This is a genomic window from Streptomyces sp. NPDC048514 (assembly GCF_043199955.1).
Classification (GTDB): Bacteria; Actinomycetota; Actinomycetes; order Streptomycetales; family Streptomycetaceae; genus Streptomyces.
The window spans coordinates 58,226-74,027 of sequence record NZ_JBICWT010000015.1 but is presented as its reverse complement, the minus strand read 5'-3'; the positions used below and the strand labels follow the sequence as shown (position 1 = coordinate 74,027).

15 protein-coding genes are annotated in these 15,802 nt (G+C 73.2%); 10 read left to right on the top strand and 5 right to left on the bottom strand.

Annotated features, from left to right (window positions below; translation table 11 throughout):
* The first annotated feature begins 114 nt into the window (after nucleotides 1–114).
* Entirely contained in the window at nucleotides 115–1,377 is a 1,263-nt protein-coding gene (locus ACGFT2_RS30130; protein ID WP_393284236.1) for a hypothetical protein, read from the top strand.
* 96 nt (nucleotides 1,378–1,473) lie between these two features.
* Nucleotides 1,474–1,632, top strand: coding sequence for a hypothetical protein (locus ACGFT2_RS30125; protein WP_393284231.1), 159 nt, complete (start codon nucleotides 1,474–1,476; stop codon nucleotides 1,630–1,632).
* A gap of 223 nt (nucleotides 1,633–1,855) precedes the next feature.
* On the opposite strand, the gene ACGFT2_RS30120 is transcribed toward ACGFT2_RS30125, so the two are convergent.
* The 3 genes from ACGFT2_RS30120 to ACGFT2_RS30110 form a co-directional block, all read right to left on the bottom strand.
* Complete coding sequence (locus ACGFT2_RS30120) at nucleotides 1,856–2,794, bottom strand: 3-oxoacyl-ACP reductase (protein ID WP_393284229.1); 939 nt, start codon at nucleotides 2,792–2,794, stop codon at nucleotides 1,856–1,858.
* A gap of 12 nt (nucleotides 2,795–2,806) precedes the next feature.
* A complete protein-coding gene (locus ACGFT2_RS30115) occupies nucleotides 2,807–3,883 on the bottom strand; it encodes a Zn-dependent alcohol dehydrogenase (protein ID WP_393284226.1) in 1,077 nt (358 codons plus the stop codon).
* 137 nt (nucleotides 3,884–4,020) lie between these two features.
* Nucleotides 4,021–4,878 (bottom strand): MaoC/PaaZ C-terminal domain-containing protein, encoded by an 858-nt coding sequence (locus ACGFT2_RS30110; RefSeq protein WP_393284223.1) that lies wholly within the window; start codon nucleotides 4,876–4,878, stop codon nucleotides 4,021–4,023.
* 313 nt (nucleotides 4,879–5,191) lie between these two features.
* Here ACGFT2_RS30110 and ACGFT2_RS30105 point away from each other — a divergent pair, with 313 nt between their 5' ends.
* Together ACGFT2_RS30105 and ACGFT2_RS30100 are read left to right on the top strand one after the other, a co-directional pair.
* Entirely contained in the window at nucleotides 5,192–6,544 is a 1,353-nt protein-coding gene (locus ACGFT2_RS30105; RefSeq protein WP_393284220.1) for a sensor histidine kinase, read from the top strand.
* Nucleotides 6,545–6,803: 259 nt separating this feature from the next.
* A complete protein-coding gene (locus ACGFT2_RS30100) occupies nucleotides 6,804–7,445 on the top strand; it encodes a response regulator (RefSeq protein ID WP_393284217.1) in 642 nt (213 codons plus the stop codon).
* 190 nt (nucleotides 7,446–7,635) lie between these two features.
* Here the strand turns inward: ACGFT2_RS30100 and ACGFT2_RS30095 are convergent, their stop codons facing one another.
* Nucleotides 7,636–8,823 carry a beta-ketoacyl synthase N-terminal-like domain-containing protein gene (locus ACGFT2_RS30095; protein ID WP_393284214.1) on the bottom strand — a complete coding sequence of 396 codons (1,188 nt, stop codon included), beginning with the start codon at nucleotides 8,821–8,823 and terminating at the stop codon, nucleotides 7,636–7,638.
* Nucleotides 8,824–9,010: 187 nt separating this feature from the next.
* On the opposite strand from ACGFT2_RS30095, the gene ACGFT2_RS30090 reads away from it, so the two are divergent.
* From ACGFT2_RS30090 to ACGFT2_RS30070, 5 genes are all read left to right on the top strand, one after another.
* Nucleotides 9,011–10,756, top strand: a complete 1,746-nt coding sequence (locus ACGFT2_RS30090; RefSeq protein WP_393284211.1) for an MFS transporter — start codon at nucleotides 9,011–9,013, stop codon at nucleotides 10,754–10,756.
* A gap of 215 nt (nucleotides 10,757–10,971) precedes the next feature.
* A complete protein-coding gene (locus tag ACGFT2_RS30085; protein WP_393284208.1) occupies nucleotides 10,972–11,622 on the top strand; it encodes a class I SAM-dependent methyltransferase in 651 nt (216 codons plus the stop codon).
* A gap of 140 nt (nucleotides 11,623–11,762) precedes the next feature.
* Entirely contained in the window at nucleotides 11,763–12,734 is a 972-nt protein-coding gene (locus ACGFT2_RS30080; RefSeq protein WP_393284205.1) for an N-acetylmuramoyl-L-alanine amidase, read from the top strand.
* An 83-nt stretch (nucleotides 12,735–12,817) separates the two neighbouring features.
* The gene (locus ACGFT2_RS30075; protein ID WP_393284202.1) at nucleotides 12,818–13,654 is read left to right on the top strand and encodes a hypothetical protein; all 837 of its coding nucleotides are present in this window, start codon (nucleotides 12,818–12,820) and stop codon (nucleotides 13,652–13,654) included.
* A gap of 106 nt (nucleotides 13,655–13,760) precedes the next feature.
* Nucleotides 13,761–14,771, top strand: coding sequence for an LLM class F420-dependent oxidoreductase (locus tag ACGFT2_RS30070; RefSeq protein WP_393284199.1), 1,011 nt, complete (start codon nucleotides 13,761–13,763; stop codon nucleotides 14,769–14,771).
* Here the strand turns inward: ACGFT2_RS30070 and ACGFT2_RS30065 are convergent.
* Nucleotides 14,768–15,343 carry a hypothetical protein gene (locus ACGFT2_RS30065; RefSeq protein ID WP_393284196.1) on the bottom strand — a complete coding sequence of 192 codons (576 nt, stop codon included), beginning with the start codon at nucleotides 15,341–15,343 and terminating at the stop codon, nucleotides 14,768–14,770. The genes ACGFT2_RS30070 and ACGFT2_RS30065 overlap by 4 nt on opposite strands.
* 151 nt (nucleotides 15,344–15,494) lie before the next feature.
* Here ACGFT2_RS30065 and ACGFT2_RS30060 point away from each other — a divergent pair, with 151 nt between their 5' ends.
* Entirely contained in the window at nucleotides 15,495–15,785 is a 291-nt protein-coding gene (locus tag ACGFT2_RS30060) for a hypothetical protein (RefSeq protein ID WP_345046988.1), read from the top strand.
* Nucleotides 15,786–15,802: the final 17 nt, after the last annotated feature.

The following is a 15,802-nucleotide window of genomic DNA, read 5'->3' as shown; positions in this document are numbered from 1 at the left end:
CTCGATTCCCTCAGGCGAATCGCCGCCGCGCCACCCTTACGTGTGAAGCGGAAGAAGGCCGGTCCCACGCCTGTGCGTGCGAAAACTAGCTTCGTCGCCGGAGGTGACCGAACCATGACGGCCTGTGCGATCGAACCCCCTTCGACCCGGGAGTCCGGCGGGGACGGCGGCGCGCCGGGGACGGCGTGCGTACTCACGGCGGACGGCGCGTACGCCGCCCGGCTCGCGCTGGACGGTGACTCCTGGTTCCCCGAGCGCTGGACGCTGGACGGCCCGGAACCGTATGCGGTGCCGCTGCCCGGCAACCAGCCGGAGGAGCCCGGCACCGAGGTACAGCCCATGGGCGACGGCCGGGTGCTGATCCACCGGCTCGCCGACCGGCGGCACCACTTCGCACTGCTGTACCCCACCGGACCCGGCACCGGCGAGCTGCCGCTGGGCGCGGTGGAGTGTCCCGAGCCCGGTGCCCGGCTCACGCTGTTGCCGCCGGCGCCGGGGGGCGCGCACGCGTACGCCCTCGCCGCCGGCCCCCGCTCCAGCGTGGTGTGGCTGGTGGCGGGCGGGGCGTTCGGGCCGGAGCGGCTCGCCGAGGTGCCGGGGCGTTGCTCGGGCGGGATCTGGCTGGACGGCTCCCGGCGGATGCTGGCGCTCGACCGCGAGCTGGGCGGGCGGACCAAGACCGTCGTGGTGGACCTGGAGCGCGGTGAGGTCACACCGCTGCTGCAGATCGCGGAGGACAGTGACGACCGGCTGCTGCTCGCCGACCCCGACAGCGGGCTGCTGCTCATCTCCTCCGACGCGCCGTCCTCGGGGCAGGAACGATTGGCCTGGGGTGTGCTGGGCAGCACGTTGCCGGTGCGTTTCCCGGAGTGCCTGTGCCTGCCGGACTGCGTGGTGACGCCGTTCGCGATCCAGCCGGGGCAGGTGCTGATGCCGGAGAACTGCGCGGTGGCCCTGCGTGTCGACGGCGCGTTCGGCACCTGGGTGGGCACCTGGCGCCCGGCCGAGCGGCAGTTGACGCATCTTCCGGCGCCCGAGGGGTGGCTGGCGGGGGCCGGGCTGGTCACGAGGGACGGGGTGCTGCGGCTGCCGTACGCGACGCCGGGCACGCCCTGCGGGGTGGCGGAACTGACGGCGCCCGAGGGGGGATCGAGAGGCGGGGGGACCGCGGCCGGCGCCGGGGTCCCGGTGGTCGCGGAAGCGCCGGGACCGGGAGAGGCGGGTCCGGCGGGGCCGCCTCTCCCGGTCCGTGACGGTACGGCCGGCGGGGCGTCCGAGGTGTCCCGGGGGCCGGCGGAACGGGGCCCTGCCGAGACCGTGCGCGCCCGCCCGGTGCCCCTCCAGCAGGCCCCCCTGGGACGTCTTGTAACGAAGTAGTGGCGGTCGGCGTGTGCGCCTGGATTCGGCCCGTGGTGTGCCGGTTACACTCGCCCGGCTGTACGAAAGATCATGTTGACGGGGTGAATACGTCCGATGAGCGACACCAGCACGATGGAGCCACTGTCCGCCGACCGCCACGAGACCACCGGCCACGGCCGGCACCGGGGTCCGGTCGCGGCACAGGAGAACGAGACGGCTCCGCACGGCCGGCACCGCAAGCCGGCCCACGAGACGACCGAGGCTGCCGCCTGACGGTCGTGGAGCGGAAGAGGAGGGGGTGCCCGTCGGGCGCCCCCTCCTCTCTCGTCTTGCCACCGGCCCTGATCGCAGCAGGCCCCGACAGCCGCCGGCCCGATCGCCGTGAGCCCCGCTTGGCGTCGGTCCCGACCGCCGTCAGTCCCGTCGGTCCCGATCGCCGTGAGCCCCGCTTGGCGTCGGTCCCGACCGCCGTCAGTCCCGTCGGTCCCGATCGCCGTCAGTCCCGCTTGAGTCCCAGCACCTCCGCCGCGGCGAAGGTCTCCCCCTGCGGCCGGCCCGCGTAGTGCGGGGTGAGCAGCGCGTCGAGTTCGTCGTAGCTGAACGTCTCCTGCTTGCTGTCGAACTTGGCCTGCACGCGCGGCCGTTCCATGACGGCGACCATGCCGCCGTGGACGACGAGCAGCTGGCCGTTGACGCGGGTGGCGGCCGGTGAGGCCAGGTAGCCGACGAGCGGGGCCACGTGTTCGGGGGCGAGCGGGTCGAGGCCCTCGTCCGGTCGCCCGAGGCCCGCGAAGACGTCCTCGGTCATCCGGGTCCGGGCGCGCGGGCAGATCACGTTGGCCGTGACACCGTACTTGGCCAGGGCCAGGGCGGTGGAGGTGGTGAGGCCGACGATCCCGCCCTTGGCCGCCGCGTAGTTGGGCTGTCCGGCGGAGCCGGCGAGGTACGCCTCCGACGAGGTGTTCACGATCCGCCCGTACACCGGTCCCCCGGCCGCCTTGGAGCGCTCCCGCCAGTGCGCGGCGGCGAAGTGGGTGGTGTTGAAGTGGCCCTTGAGGTGGACGCGGAGGACCGAGTCCCACTCGTCCTCGGTCATGGAGAAGACCATGCGGTCGCGCAGGATGCCGGCGTTGTTGACGAGGACGTCCAGTGCGCCGAACTCACCGACGGCCAGGTCCACCAGTGCGCGGGCCTGCTCGAAGTCGGCGACGTCCCCGGTGTGCGCGAGAGCCCGGCCGCCCAGGTCGCGGATCTCCGCGGCGACGTGCTCGGCGGGCCCCGGCGAGGCCTCGCCGGTGCCGTCGCGGCCGGGCCGGCCGTAGTCGTTGACGACGACGGCCGCGCCGAGCCGGGCGAGTTCCAGGGCCTCGGCCCGGCCGAGGCCACGCCCGGCCCCGGTGACGACGGCGGACAGCCCCTGAAGTGGCAGTGACATTCCGCTCCGTCCTCAGATCTCGATGCAGGTGCGCAGGGCGGTCCCGGTACGCATCTGGTCCAGTGCCTCGTCGATGTCCGCCAGCCGCACCCGGTGGGTGATCAGGCCGGCCAGGTCGACGCGGCCGGCCCGCCACAGGGCGATGGTCCGCTCGTAGGAGCGCAGCACGTCGCCGCCGCCGTACATGGACGGCAGGATGCGCTTCTCGTCGAAGAACAGCTCGAACATGTTGAGCTGCAGGAAGTCGTCCATGGCGCCCGCGCCGACCACGACCAGGGTGCCGCCGCGCCGGGTGTTGTCGTAGGCGGTGCGGGCGGTGGCGGACCTGCCGACGACCTCGAAGACGTAGTCGAAGCCTTCGCCGCCGGTGATCTGCTGCTTGGCGTCGGCCAGTTCCTCGGGTGCGACCGCCCTGGTGGCGCCGAACTTCAGGGCGGACTCGCGCCGGGAGGCGACCGGGTCGACGGCGACGATCTCGGCGGCGCCCTTCAGCCGCGCCCCCTGCACGGTGGAGATGCCCACTCCCCCGCAGCCGATGACGGCGACCGACGAACCCGCCTGCACGTCGGCGGTGTTGAGGGCGGCGCCGAGTCCGGTCGTCACCCCGCAGCCGATCAGCGCGGCGATGTCGAAGGGCACGTCGTCCGGGATGGGGACGGCGCACCCGGCGTCGACCACGACCTCCTCGGCGAAGGTGCCGGTGCCCGCGAAGCCGAAGACGTCACCGCCGGAGCGCTTGAAGTTGGGGGTGCCGGCGTTCATGAACCCGGCCAGGCACAGCTCGGTCTGGCCGCGCCTGCAGGCCGGGCAGGCGCCGCAGGCGGGCAGCCAGCAGATGACGACCCGGTCGCCCGGCTTCAGGTGCCGTACGCCCTCGCCGACCTCGAGGATCTCGCCCGCGCCCTCGTGGCCCGGGACGAAGGGGGCCGGCTGGGGCAGCACCCCGTTCATGGCGGACAGGTCCGAGTGGCACAGCCCGGTGGCGCGCACCCGCACCCTGACCTTGCCGGGGCCGAAGCCCACCGCCTCGACGTCGTCGAGGACCTCCAGCTTCTCCTGTCCGATCTCGTGCAGTACGGCTGCGCGCATGGTGCGGCTCTCCCCTCGAAGGCGGGTTTGCTCGGGAGTGTCAGGAGGTTCGGCAGTTCGGCAGTCGGCAGTTCGGCAGTGTCAGGGGTTCAGGAGTTCAGGGGTTCAGGGGTTCAGGGGTTCAGGGGTTCAGGGGTTCAGGAGTGTCGGACGACGGTGTCGGCGAGGACCGGCGCGTCGTCCCGTTCCATCGCGCTCACGGCCACCCGGCTGCCGTCCTCGCGGCGCCACATGCGGATGCGCAGCGTCTCGCCCGGGTACACCACCCCGGCGAAGCGGGTCGTGTAGGAGCGGACGCGGGTGACGTCGCCGCCGAGCAGGGTGTCGACGACCGCCTTCAGCGCGATCCCGTAGGTGCACAGTCCGTGCAGGATGGGCCGCTCGAACCCGGCGAGCCCGGCGAACTCGGGGTCGGCGTGCAGGGGATTCCAGTCGCCGGAGAGCCGGTAGAGCAGGGCCTGGTCCTCGCGCAGGGGGCGCTCGACGGTCTTGTCGGGGTCGCCGGTGGGCGGGTCGAGGCGCTGGGCGGGGCCGCGGTCGCCGCCCCAGCCGCCCTCGCCGCGCACGAAGATCTGGGAGTCGTTGGTCCAGAGCGGGCCGTCGGCGTCGGTGACCTCGGTGCGCAGGACCAGGACGGCGGCCTTGCCCTTGTCGTAGACGGCGGCGAGCCGGTTGGTCGCGGTGGCCGTGCCCTCGGCCGGGATGGGGCGGTGGAGCCGCAGCGTCTGCCCTCCGTGCAGGACCCGGGCGAGTTCGACCTCCACCCCAGGCAGGGACAACCCGCTGATCACCCCGGGCGCGCCGGCGCCCGCGACGGTGGCGAAGCTCGGCAGCACGTGCAGCCGGGACTCCAGGGTGTAGCGCAGCTCGCCGGGGTCGGTTGCGGGGACGCCGGCGCCGATGCCGAGGTGATAGAGCTGGACGTCCTTGGTGGTCCAGGCGATCTCGTGCGAGCGGGGTTCGGCCGCGAGCGCCTTGGCCGCGTCGATGGGCATAGGACTCCTGAGGGGCTCGAGACCCCGGCACGGCCGTCCGCACCGTCGGCCGCACCGAGGTCGCCACGGGCCGATCTAGAACGCGTTCCAGTCCGGCGCCCCCTGTATAGCCCAGGGCTCCACAGTTGTGAAGGCTCCTGACAGTGTGTCAGTTCAGCTGGGGGGACGCGGACCGCGCGCTGTGACATTTGTACTGCCGATCTCCCGACAAGCGCATCTGCCGCGGGCGGGTCCGGTTCCTTACGTTCGATTCGTACGCTGTGCCGTCGCACCGCCGGGGTGCGAGGACGATCCGACCGGGGGAGACACCGAGATGACGTGGTGGCGTCGACTGAACCGCCAGGTGGCGTGCTGGCGGGCGGAACGGCTGCGCTGGCGGGCCGAACACGCGCGCTTCAAGGCCGCGCGGCGGGCCGCGAAGAAGAACGGCGGGGCCGCGAGCGTCGACCATCCGGGACCGCCGCCCACCGGCTTCGCGCTGCTGCCCTGGCTGCTGATGGGCCTGGGCTCCTTCTCCAACCTGCTCCAGGGCCGGACACCGAGTCCCTGGATCGGCGGGCTGGGCCTGCTGACCTTCAACTCGCTCTACATCTACGTCACCTTCCGCTCCTTCGACCGGTGCAAGCGCGAGTCGGTGTCCACCCGGGTGGCGCTCGCCCTGATGGCGCTGCTGACCACGGGTCTCGCGCTCGGGTACGGCGGCAGCTGGCTGATGTTCTTCCCGCTGCTGGGACTCGCGGCGGGCGCCACGCTGCGCGGTCCGTGGCTGGGCCGCACCGGCCTGCTGCTCTCGGTGTTCGCGGCCGGCGTCTCCGGTCTGCGGGGCGGCTGGGGGGACGCGACGAACATCGGTTACGCCACCTTCCTGTCCAGCATGGTGACCGCGGCGATCCTCGGCCTGTCCGAGGCGGTGCGGGAGCTGCGCGCCGCCCGCGAGGAGCTGGCGGTGCGGGCGGTGGAGAAGGAGCGGCTGCGTTTCTCCCGGGATCTGCACGATCTCCTCGGGCACACCCTGTCGGTGATCGTGGTGAAGTCGGAGGCGGCCCGGCGGCTGGCCCCGCGGGACATGGGTGCGGCGCTGACGCAGATCGCGGACGTCGAGTCGGTGGGCCGGCAGGCGCTCACGGAGATCCGCGAGGCGGTGACCGGCTACCGCGAGGGCAGCCTGGCGACCGAGCTGACCCGGGCCCGCTCGGCGCTGTCGGCGGCGAGTGTGGAACCGGTGGTCCGGCAGACCGGGACGCCGCTCGCACCGCAGGCCGAGGTGCTGCTGGGCTGGGTGGTGCGCGAGGCCGTCACCAACGTGGTCCGGCACAGCGACGCGGGCCGCTGCGAGATCACGATCGAGGGCGCGGCCGAGCGGGTCCGGCTCACGGTCGCCGACGACGGCTCCGGCAAGGCCGTCAGCCGCCCCGCGGAGGGCATCGGCGGCACGGGCCTGACGGGCCTGACCGAACGCCTCGCGGCGGCGGGCGGCCGCCTGACCGCCGGCCCCGCACCCCGCGGAGGCTTCACGGTCACCGCCGAACTCCCGACGGAACCTCCAGAACCGACAGGCTTCACGGCGACGGCGACGGCGCGTACGACGGCCACGGCGGGTACGACGATGGCCACGGCGGGTACGGCCGGTACGGCCACGGCGGCCACGGCATCCAAGGGGAGATGACCACCCGGCCCGAGGCTCTCCACGCGACGGCAGCGCGTACGCCGGGATCGGTCCACCGAGGCCGTGCCCCAGGTGGCCGGCACGGAGCCGGGGCCCGACGCAGGGGGCGAGCGGGGTGGCCGGCACGGCGACGGCCGGGCGTACGGGGCGAGCGGTGGCAGGAGCCGCCGCGGCCGCGGCCTCGTATGGGGGCGGCGCCGGGATTCCCGGGCTTTTTCGGGGCGGCGGCTGGGCCGGGGCGTCGCCGTAGGCTGAGCGCATGAACGAGTCGCCCCGGGAGCACCGGCCCGCCAAGTCCGTCCGGGTGCTGCTCGCCGAGGACCAGGGCATGATGCGCGGCGCGCTGGCCCTGTTGCTCGGCCTGGAGGAGGACATCGAGGTCGTGGCCCAGCTGGCCTCGGGCGACGCCATCGTGGACGCCGTACTCACCCACCGTCCCGACGTGGCCCTCCTGGACATCGAACTGCCCGGCATGAACGGGCTGGACGCGGCGGCCGAGCTGCGGGAGCGGGCGCCCGACTGCCGGGTGCTGATCCTCACCACCTTCGGCCGGCCCGGCTATCTGCGCCGGGCCATGGAGGCCGGGGCCGTCGGGTTCCTGGTCAAGGACGGTCCGGTGGAGGAACTGGCGGCGGCGATCCGGCGGGTGCTCAGCGGGGAGACCGTCGTCGATCCGGCGCTGGCCGCCGCCGCGCTGAGCGCCGGGCCGAACCCGCTGACGGCTCGCGAGAGCGACGTGCTCAAGGCGTCGGTGGACGGGGCGACGGTCGCCGACATCGCCGGCCGGCTGCACCTGTCCGAGTCGACGGTCCGCAACTACCTGTCCGCGGCGATCGGAAAGACGGGCACCCGGAACCGGGCGGAGGCGGTACGGGAGGCCCGGCGACAGGGCTGGTTGTGACAACGGCGCGGCCGCCGGGTCCCGCCGGACCCGCTCGGCCACGGTGGTACGGCCGCCCGTCCGGGTGCGGGTGGATGGCCGAAGGCCCGGTCGGCCCCGCACCGCACCCGCGGCCGGCGGCCCGCACCCGCGCGCCACGCCGCCGGCGGGCCCCCGGGCGGGCGGGGTCCCGGTGGGGCGTGCCCGCGCGCTACTCCACCCGCAGCATCGTCACCACGGCCGCGCCGCCCAGGCCGATGTTGTGCGCGAGCCCCACCCGGGCCCCGGGTACCTGCCGCTCCCCCGCCTCGCCGCGCAGCTGCCAGACCAGCTCGGCGGTCTGGGCGAGGCCGGTGGCGCCCAGCGGGTGGCCCTTGGAGATGAGCCCGCCGGACGGGTTCACGACCCACCGTCCGCCGTACGTCGTCGCACCCGACTCGACGAGCTTGCCGGACTCGCCCGCCGCGCACATGCCGAGCGCCTCGTACGTCAGCAGTTCGTTGACGGAGAAGCAGTCGTGCAGCTCGATCACGTCCACGTCCTCGATGCCGAGCCCGGAGCTCTGGTAGGCCAGCCGGGCGGCGTCGCGGGACATGGGCCGGCCGACCGCGTCGATGCAGGAGCCGGAGGCGAAGGACTCCTCGGTGTCCGTGGTCATCGCCTGACCGGCGATCTCGGCCAGCCCGGTCAGGGACCGCCGGCGCGCGAACCGCTGCGAGACCACCACGGCCGCCGCCGCGCCGTCCGAGGTCGGCGAGCACTGGAGCTTGGTGAGCGGGCGGTGCACCACGGGCGCGGCGAGGATGTCGGCCACCTCGTACACGTCCCGGAACCGGGCGTTCGGGTTGTGCGCCGAGTGCCGGTGGTTCTTCGCCGCGACCGCGGCGAGCTGGGCCTCGGTCGTGCCGTACCTCTCCATGTGCTCGCGGGCCGCCGCACCGAAGATCTGCGCGGTGGGCGGGCTCTTCCCGAAGCCGTGCCGGGCGGCCATGATCCCGTAGTGCCGGGCGACGGGAGAGGTCGCGAAGTCCCCTCCGCCGGCACCCCCGCCCAGCGCGCCCCTGCGCATCTTCTCGAAGCCCAGCGCCAGCACGCAGTCAGCGGCGCCGCCTTCGACGAGCTGCCGGGCCAGCATGAGCGCGGTCGATCCGGTCGCGCAGTTGTTGTTGACGTTGTAGACGGGGATGCCGGTGAGGCCGAGTTCGTAGGCGGCGCGCTGGCCGGCGGTCGAGGGCTGGAAGCAGTAGCCGACGGGAACCTGTTCCACATCGGCGTAGGTGAGCCCGGCGTCCGCGAGTGCCGCGCCCCCCGCCTCCCGGACCATGTCCCAGTACTGCCATTCCCGGGTTTCCGGCTTCTCGAAGCGGGTCATCCCGACCCCGGCTACATAGGCCTTCATGGCGCGCAGATTAGAACGTGTTGCAGTGACGGACCAGCCCTGACGACCATTCAGATCCCCATGGGATGGTCAAGGATTCGTTAGAGGCCCGAAGCAACGGAATAGTTGCCTGTGCATACGAGGTTTACCCACCACTTATTCCGTGCGATCACCGCCCGTCCATCGTCCGGCCCGGAGGCCTCACCCCATGACCCACACGACGACCGATCAACCCAACCGGAGGGCCGGCGGGGCCGTGGTCCCGGTGCTCGCCTTCGCGGGCATCGTGGTCGCGGTGATGCAGACGCTGCTCGTGCCGGTCATCAAGGACCTGCCCCAGCTGCTGGGCACCGCGCCGAGCAACGCCACCTGGGTGCTCACCTCGACCCTGCTGTCCGGCGCGGTCGCCACACCGATCATGGGCCGGCTCGGCGACCTGTACGGCAAGCGGCGCATGCTCATCCTCAGCCTCTCCGTGATGGTGGCCGGCGCCCTGGTCAGCGCGCTCACCAGCCAGCTGATCACGATGATCGTGGGCCGTACCCTGCAGGGCTTCGCCATGGGCGCGATCCCGCTCGGCATCGGCCTGATGCGGGACATGCTGCCGCGCGAGAAGCTCGGCTCGGCCATGGCCCTGATGAGTTCCTCCATAGGCGTGGGCGGCGGCCTCGCGCTGCCCGCCGCCGCCCTGGTCGCGCAGCACTCCGACTGGCACGGGCTGTTCTACGGCGCCGCCGGCCTCGGCGTGCTCGCCATCGCCCTGGCCCTGCTCGTCGTGCCGGAGTCCCCGATGCGCGCCGAGGGCTCCTTCGACCTGCCCGGCGCGGCGGGCCTGTCCACCGGCCTGGTGCTGTTCCTGCTGCCCATCACCAAGGGCAGCGACTGGGGCTGGTCCTCGGGGACGACGCTCGGCCTGTTCGCCGCCGCCGTCGTCGTGCTGCTCCTGTGGGGGCTGTACGAACTGCGCGTCCCGGCGCCGCTGGTCGACCTGCGCACCACCGCCCGTCGCGAGGTGCTGCTCACCAACCTCGCCTCGATCATGGTCGGGGTCAGCTTCTACGTCGTCTCGCTGGTCCTGCCGCAGCTGCTCCAGCTGCCGAAGGCCACCGGCTACGGCCTCGGCCAGTCCATGGTCGTCGCGGGTCTGTGCGTGGCCCCGCTGGGCCTGACGATGATGTTCACGGCGCCGGTCTACGCCCGGCTGTCCGCCCGCTACGGGCCGAAGACGACCCTGATCTCCGGCATGCTGATCATCGCCGTGGGCTACGGCGGCGGGCTCGGCCTGATGGACGCCGCCTGGCAGACGATCATCACCTCCGTGGTGCTCGGCGCGGGCATCGGCCTCGCCTACTCCTCACTGCCCGCGCTGATCGTCGGCGCGGTCCCCGCCTCGGAGACCGGCGCGGCCAACGGCCTGAACACCCTGATGCGCTCCATCGGCACCTCCGTCTCCAGCGCCGTCATCGGGATGGTGCTGGCCAACACGGCGAACGACGTGGGCGGCGTCGCGGTCCCGACCATGCACGGTTTCCGCGTCTCCTTCCTGATCGCCACGGCGGCCGTCGCGGTGGGCCTGCTGCTGGCCTTCTTCCTGCCGAAGCCGGCCCGCCCGGCCCAGCACGCCCAGCTGCGCGCGAGCAGCGAGGAGGACGCGAACCTGGAGCGTGCCGAGGAGGTGCTGCGCGGCTTCCGCGGCCGGGTCCTGGACGCCGGCGGCGCTCCGGTGGCGCGGGCCAAGGTCACCCTGATCGACCGCCGGGGCCGCCAGGCGGGGGCGACCGTGTCCACCGAGGACGGTTCCTACGCGCTGGCCGTGCCCGCGCAGGGGGCCTACGTCCTGGCCGCACGGGCCGCCGGGCACGGGCCGCTCGCGTCGTCCGCGACGCACTCCGGAGGGCGGCACGCGGTCGATCTGGACCTTTCGCTGCCGGGTGAGGCGGCGGTACGGGCGTAGCGCGTCGCCGACGCCGCGGCCGGTCCCCTTCCCCCGGCCACCGACGTGATCCGGGGGGCCGGGGGGCCGGTTGTCGCGTGCAGGCGCGTCGTGGCCGGCCGCGCAGTTCCCCCGCGCCCCTTCTCGGTGCTGCCCGTACCCCCCGTCCTTCGGTCGGCGGGGGGTACGGCAGCATGGGCGGCCCGAGTTGCCCGCGTACGACCGAGAGGGACCCCATGCCCGCCGCACCCAAGCCCGAGATCCTGGCCGCGTTCGAGGCGGCGAAGGGGTTCATGCCCGTGGACGAGGGGCTGGCGCTGTACGCGGCGGCGGTGGAGGCCGGGCGGCTCGGGCTGCCGCTGCTGGAGGTCGGCACGTACTGCGGCCGCTCCACCGTCCTGCTCGCCGACGCGGCGCGGGCGGCCGGGGTCGCGGCACTGACGGTCGATCACCACCGGGGCAGCGAGGAGCAGCAGCCCGGCTGGGACTACCACGATCCGGAGACGGTCGACGCGGAGATCGGCCTGATGGACACGCTCCCGGCCTTCCGGCGCACGCTGTTCCGGGCAGGGCTCGAGGAGCATGTGGTCGCGCTCGTCGGCCGTTCCCCGCAGATCGCGGCGATCTGGAACTCGCCGCTCGGCTTCGTCTTCGTCGACGGCGGCCACACGGACGAGCACGCCACCGCGGACTACGAGGGCTGGGCCCCGCACGTGGCCGAGGGCGGGCTCCTGGTCATCCACGACGTCTTCCCGCACCCCGAGGACGAGTTCACCGGCCAGGCTCCGTACCGGGTCTACCTGCGGGCCCTGGAGTCGGGAGCGTTCACCGAAGCCGCGGCCACGGGCTCGCTGCGGATCCTGCGGCGCACGGGAGCGGGCATCTGACCCGCCCGCCGTGTTCCGGGTGCGCCCCGTCGCGGCGGGGCGGGCGTGCTCGGGGTGCGCCCCGTCGTGGAGGGGGAAGGGTTCGGGGCGCGCCCGGTCGCGGCTCCGTGCCGGACCGGACCGGCCGCTAGGGTGGCAGCGTGTCGTACGCAGGCCCGGACTTCGATCCCCCGCAGCCACGCCGGTCCCGGCGTGGCCCGCTGACCGTGGCACTGGCCGCACTGGTACCCGGCGCGTTGCTCGGCTGGGTGGTGTACGAGGCGGTGGGCGGTGGCGGTCCCGGCGGCTCGGACCGTACCGGCTCCCCGGCACCCCTCTCGCACACGGCCTCGGCGCCGGCCCCGGCGTCATCGTCACCCCGTTCCGCCCCGCCCGGCGACGACGGCGAGCGGTCCCCCCGGCCCTCCGCGCCGGGGGCGCCCGCCGGATCCGGGCCGCTCGCGGGCAAGGTCGTCGTCATCGACCCGGGACACAACCCGGGGAACTTCCGGCACGTCTCCGAGATCAACCGCAAGGTGGACATCGGGACGAACCGGAAGGAGTGCGACACCACCGGCACGTCCACCGACGCCGGGTACGCGGAGGCGCGGTTCACGCTCGACGTGGCGCACCGGCTGCGCTCGCTCCTGCGGGAGCAGGGCGCCACGGTGAAGCTGACGCACGACGGGGACAGCCCGCCCTGGGGACCCTGCGTCGACGAGCGGGCCCGGATCGGCAACGCGGCGGACGCCGACGCCGCCGTCTCGATCCACGCCGACGGCTCCGCCCCCGGCAACCGCGGCTTCCACGTCATCATGCCGGGGTCGGTCCACTCCGGCGGCGCCGACACCCGCAAGATCGTCGGCCCCTCGCACGACCTCGGGGTGCGCATCGCGGGCGCCTTCCTCCGGGAGACGGGCGAGCCGCCGTCCAACTACCTCGGCGGAGGTACCGGTTTCGTCACGCGCACGGACCTGGGTGGTCTCAATCTGTCAACGGTTCCCAAGGTGTTCATCGAGTGCGGCAACATGCGCGATAGCAAGGACGCGGCAGCGCTGACCAGCGGCGCCTGGCGGCAGAAGGCGGCGCAAGGAATCTCTGAGGGAATCGTGAGTTTCCTGCGTCGGTCGTGACCGGCGGGCGGAACCGGCCGGACAGCCGGATCTTGTGGACGATAGTGTCTACCGACGACGAGACGACCTACGAAGGACCTGAAGTGAATATCCGCTCCCTCACTAGAGGCGACGGCGTGGTGATCGGAGCAGCGGTGGTGCTGTTCATCGCGTCGTTCCTCGATACGTACGGCGGCGACAGCAGCAACATCCCCAACGCCTGGGACAACCTCGGGCTGCTGATGAGCGTGTACATCGGCGGCATCGCGGGCGCGGTCCTGATCGTGGTCGCACACGCCCTGCCGCAGCCCCGCAAGGTCGCCGGCCTCGACCTCGGTCAGCTGGGCGTGGCGCTGACCGTGTTCGCCGCGTGGACCGCACTCTGGACGATCTTCGACCCGGCAGGGTCGATCGACACGAACGGTTTCGATGTCGAGAGGGGCGCAGGCCTCATCCTCGGTCTGATCGCCGCCCTGGTCCTCGCCGGTGGCGCCATCGCCACCCCCCTCATGCCGCCGCTCCAGGCCGCCCTGGTCCCGGCCCCCAAGCCGGCCGCCCCGCAGCCCTACGGAGCGCAGCCGCAGGGCGGTTACGGCTACCCGGGCGCCCACCCGCAGCAGCCGTACGGCGCCCAGCCGCAGCCGGGTCAGCCGTTCGGGCAGCAGCCCGCCCCGCAGGGCGGTCCGGGTGCTCCGGCCGGCCCGGGCGCGCAGGCCGCGCAGGCGCCGCAGCCCGCAGCCGGGGACTTCTCACCGTTCTGGTTCGCCGTGCCGGTGCCCCGCCAGCTGTTCGCGGAGGACGGCTCGGCCGGCCCGATCGCCGAACTGGCCCCCGGCACCTGGTACCTGGCCGTCGAGCAGCGCGGTGCCGCGCTGGTCGCCCAGACCCAGGACGGGCGCCGCGGTGTCCTGCAGGACACCTCCGGCATCCAGCGCGGCTGAGTCCGCGCCTCGCCGTACGACGGCCCCTCGCCCTTCCGGGCGGGGGGCCGTTGCCGTTACAGTCGCCTCCCGGCCCAGAGCTGACACATCGTCAGGAGGCAGTGGAATGCGACTCGGTCTCGCACTCGGTTACTGGGGACGCGGCCCGGACGCCGGGCACGTCGCGCTCGCCCGGGAGGCGGAGCGGCTCGGGTACCACTCGGTGTGGACGGCGGAGTCCTGGGGCTCGGACGCCTTCACCCCGCTGACCTGGATCGCCGCGCAGACGTCGACGATCCTGCTGGGCACGGCCGTCGTCCAGATGGCCGCCCGTTCGCCGGCCGCCACGGCGATGCACGCGCTCACCCTGGACCACCTCTCCGGCGGGCGGATGCTGCTCGGCCTCGGCCTGTCCGGACCGCAGGTGGTGGAGGGCTGGTACGGCCGCCCGTTCCCGAAGTCACCGCTGACCGCGACCCGGGAGTACGTGGACGTCGTACGGCAGGTGCTGCGCCGGCGGGCGCCGGTGGAGGTGGACGGGCGGTTCCATCCGCTGCCGTACCGGGGGCCGGAGGGCACCGGGCTCGGCAAGCCGCTGAAGTCGATCACGCATCCGCTCCGGGCCGACCTGCCCGTGCTGCTGGGCGCCGAGGGGCCGAGGAACGTCGCCCAGACCCTCCGCATCGCCGACGGCTGGCTCCCGCTGTACTGGGCGCCGAGCCGGCCCGAGGTGTACGGCGACGTGGTGCGCCAGTTGCCCGAGGGGTTCCTGGTGGCTCCGATGGCCCGGGTGAACGTGTGCGACGACGTGGCGCAGGGGCTGCTGCCCGTCAAGGCGATGCTCGGCTTCTACATCGGCGGGATGGGGCACGCGGCGCGCAACTTCCACGCCGAGCTGATGGCCCGGATGGGATACGCCGAGGAGGCGCGGCGGATCCAGGAGCTGTTTCTCGCCGGGCGCCGGGAGGAGGCCGTGCTGGCGGTGCCGGACGCGTTCGCCGACGAGATCTCCCTGGTCGGGCCGCGCGAACGCATCGCCGAGCGGCTGGAGTTGTGGCGCGGGGGCCCGGTGACGGACCTGCTGGCCCTGTCACCGGACCCGCACACCCTCCGGGTCCTCGCGGAGCTGAACTCCTAGCCCTTGGTGAGCTGGGAGGTCGAGGGCACCTGGTTCTTGACCGGGGCGCCCGCGCTCTTCCCCGCATCCTTCACCTGGTTGATGACGTCGTCGAAGGAGTTCGCCGCGTTGCCGTCGCCCTTGCGCAGCTTGGACGGCAGGTTCTTCAGGGACGCGATGCCCGCGCTGAGCGGGGCGATCGCCTTCGACAGCAGTGGGTCGCCCTTGGCGTTCTTCTGGGCGGCCTTGAGCCGGTTGTAGGCGAAGGCCCCGGCGAGACCGGCCTTCACGAGGGCCAGCTTGCGGCCCTTGGCGCCCTTCTTGAACTTGCCGGCCTTCCAGGGTTTCACGATCCACTGGTAGGTGGCACCGGCGGCCAGGCCCGCGTTCGCCACGAACCGGGTCTTGGCGAACTTCTGGCGCTCGGCCGATGTACTGGGAATGGGTGTGGCCGCTTCCCGGGCGGCCGCGGCGGCAGTGGACTTCGTGGTGTTCGAACTGGTGTCGGTGCCGTTCCCGCAGGCCGTGGTACCGGCCAGCAGGGCACAGCAGAGAGTCAGCGCCACGCAGAGACGCCGTATCGGTACAGGCACGGGGTCCTCCCGACGTGTCTTTCCGAGTGGGTGCTTCCTACGGCAGCGTCACCCGGACGGCCGACACGCGCCACTCGGGCCCTGGGCGCGGGATCGGCGCGGATCGGCCCCGGGCCGGTTTCAGCCGCCGGGTTGCGGCAATCCGCTTTGCATGTCTAGATACCGCACGGGAGCGAACCAGGCCGGCACGGTCATAGCGGTCGTCGCCGACATCATGGCCCTGATCCTCGGTCTGTGGATCCTGATGTACCTACTGGACGCGAACCGGGCCAACAGCCTGGTGCAGTTCGTCCATGACGCGGCCTCCTGGCTGGCAGGCTGGTCGCACGACCTGTTCACCTTCGACGAGGCCTGGGCCCGGGTGGTCGCCGGATACGGCCTCGCCGCCGTGGTCTATCTGTTCGTGGGCCACGCCATCGCCAACCGGATGCACCGGCACTGAGCCCTCGGCGTCCGTCG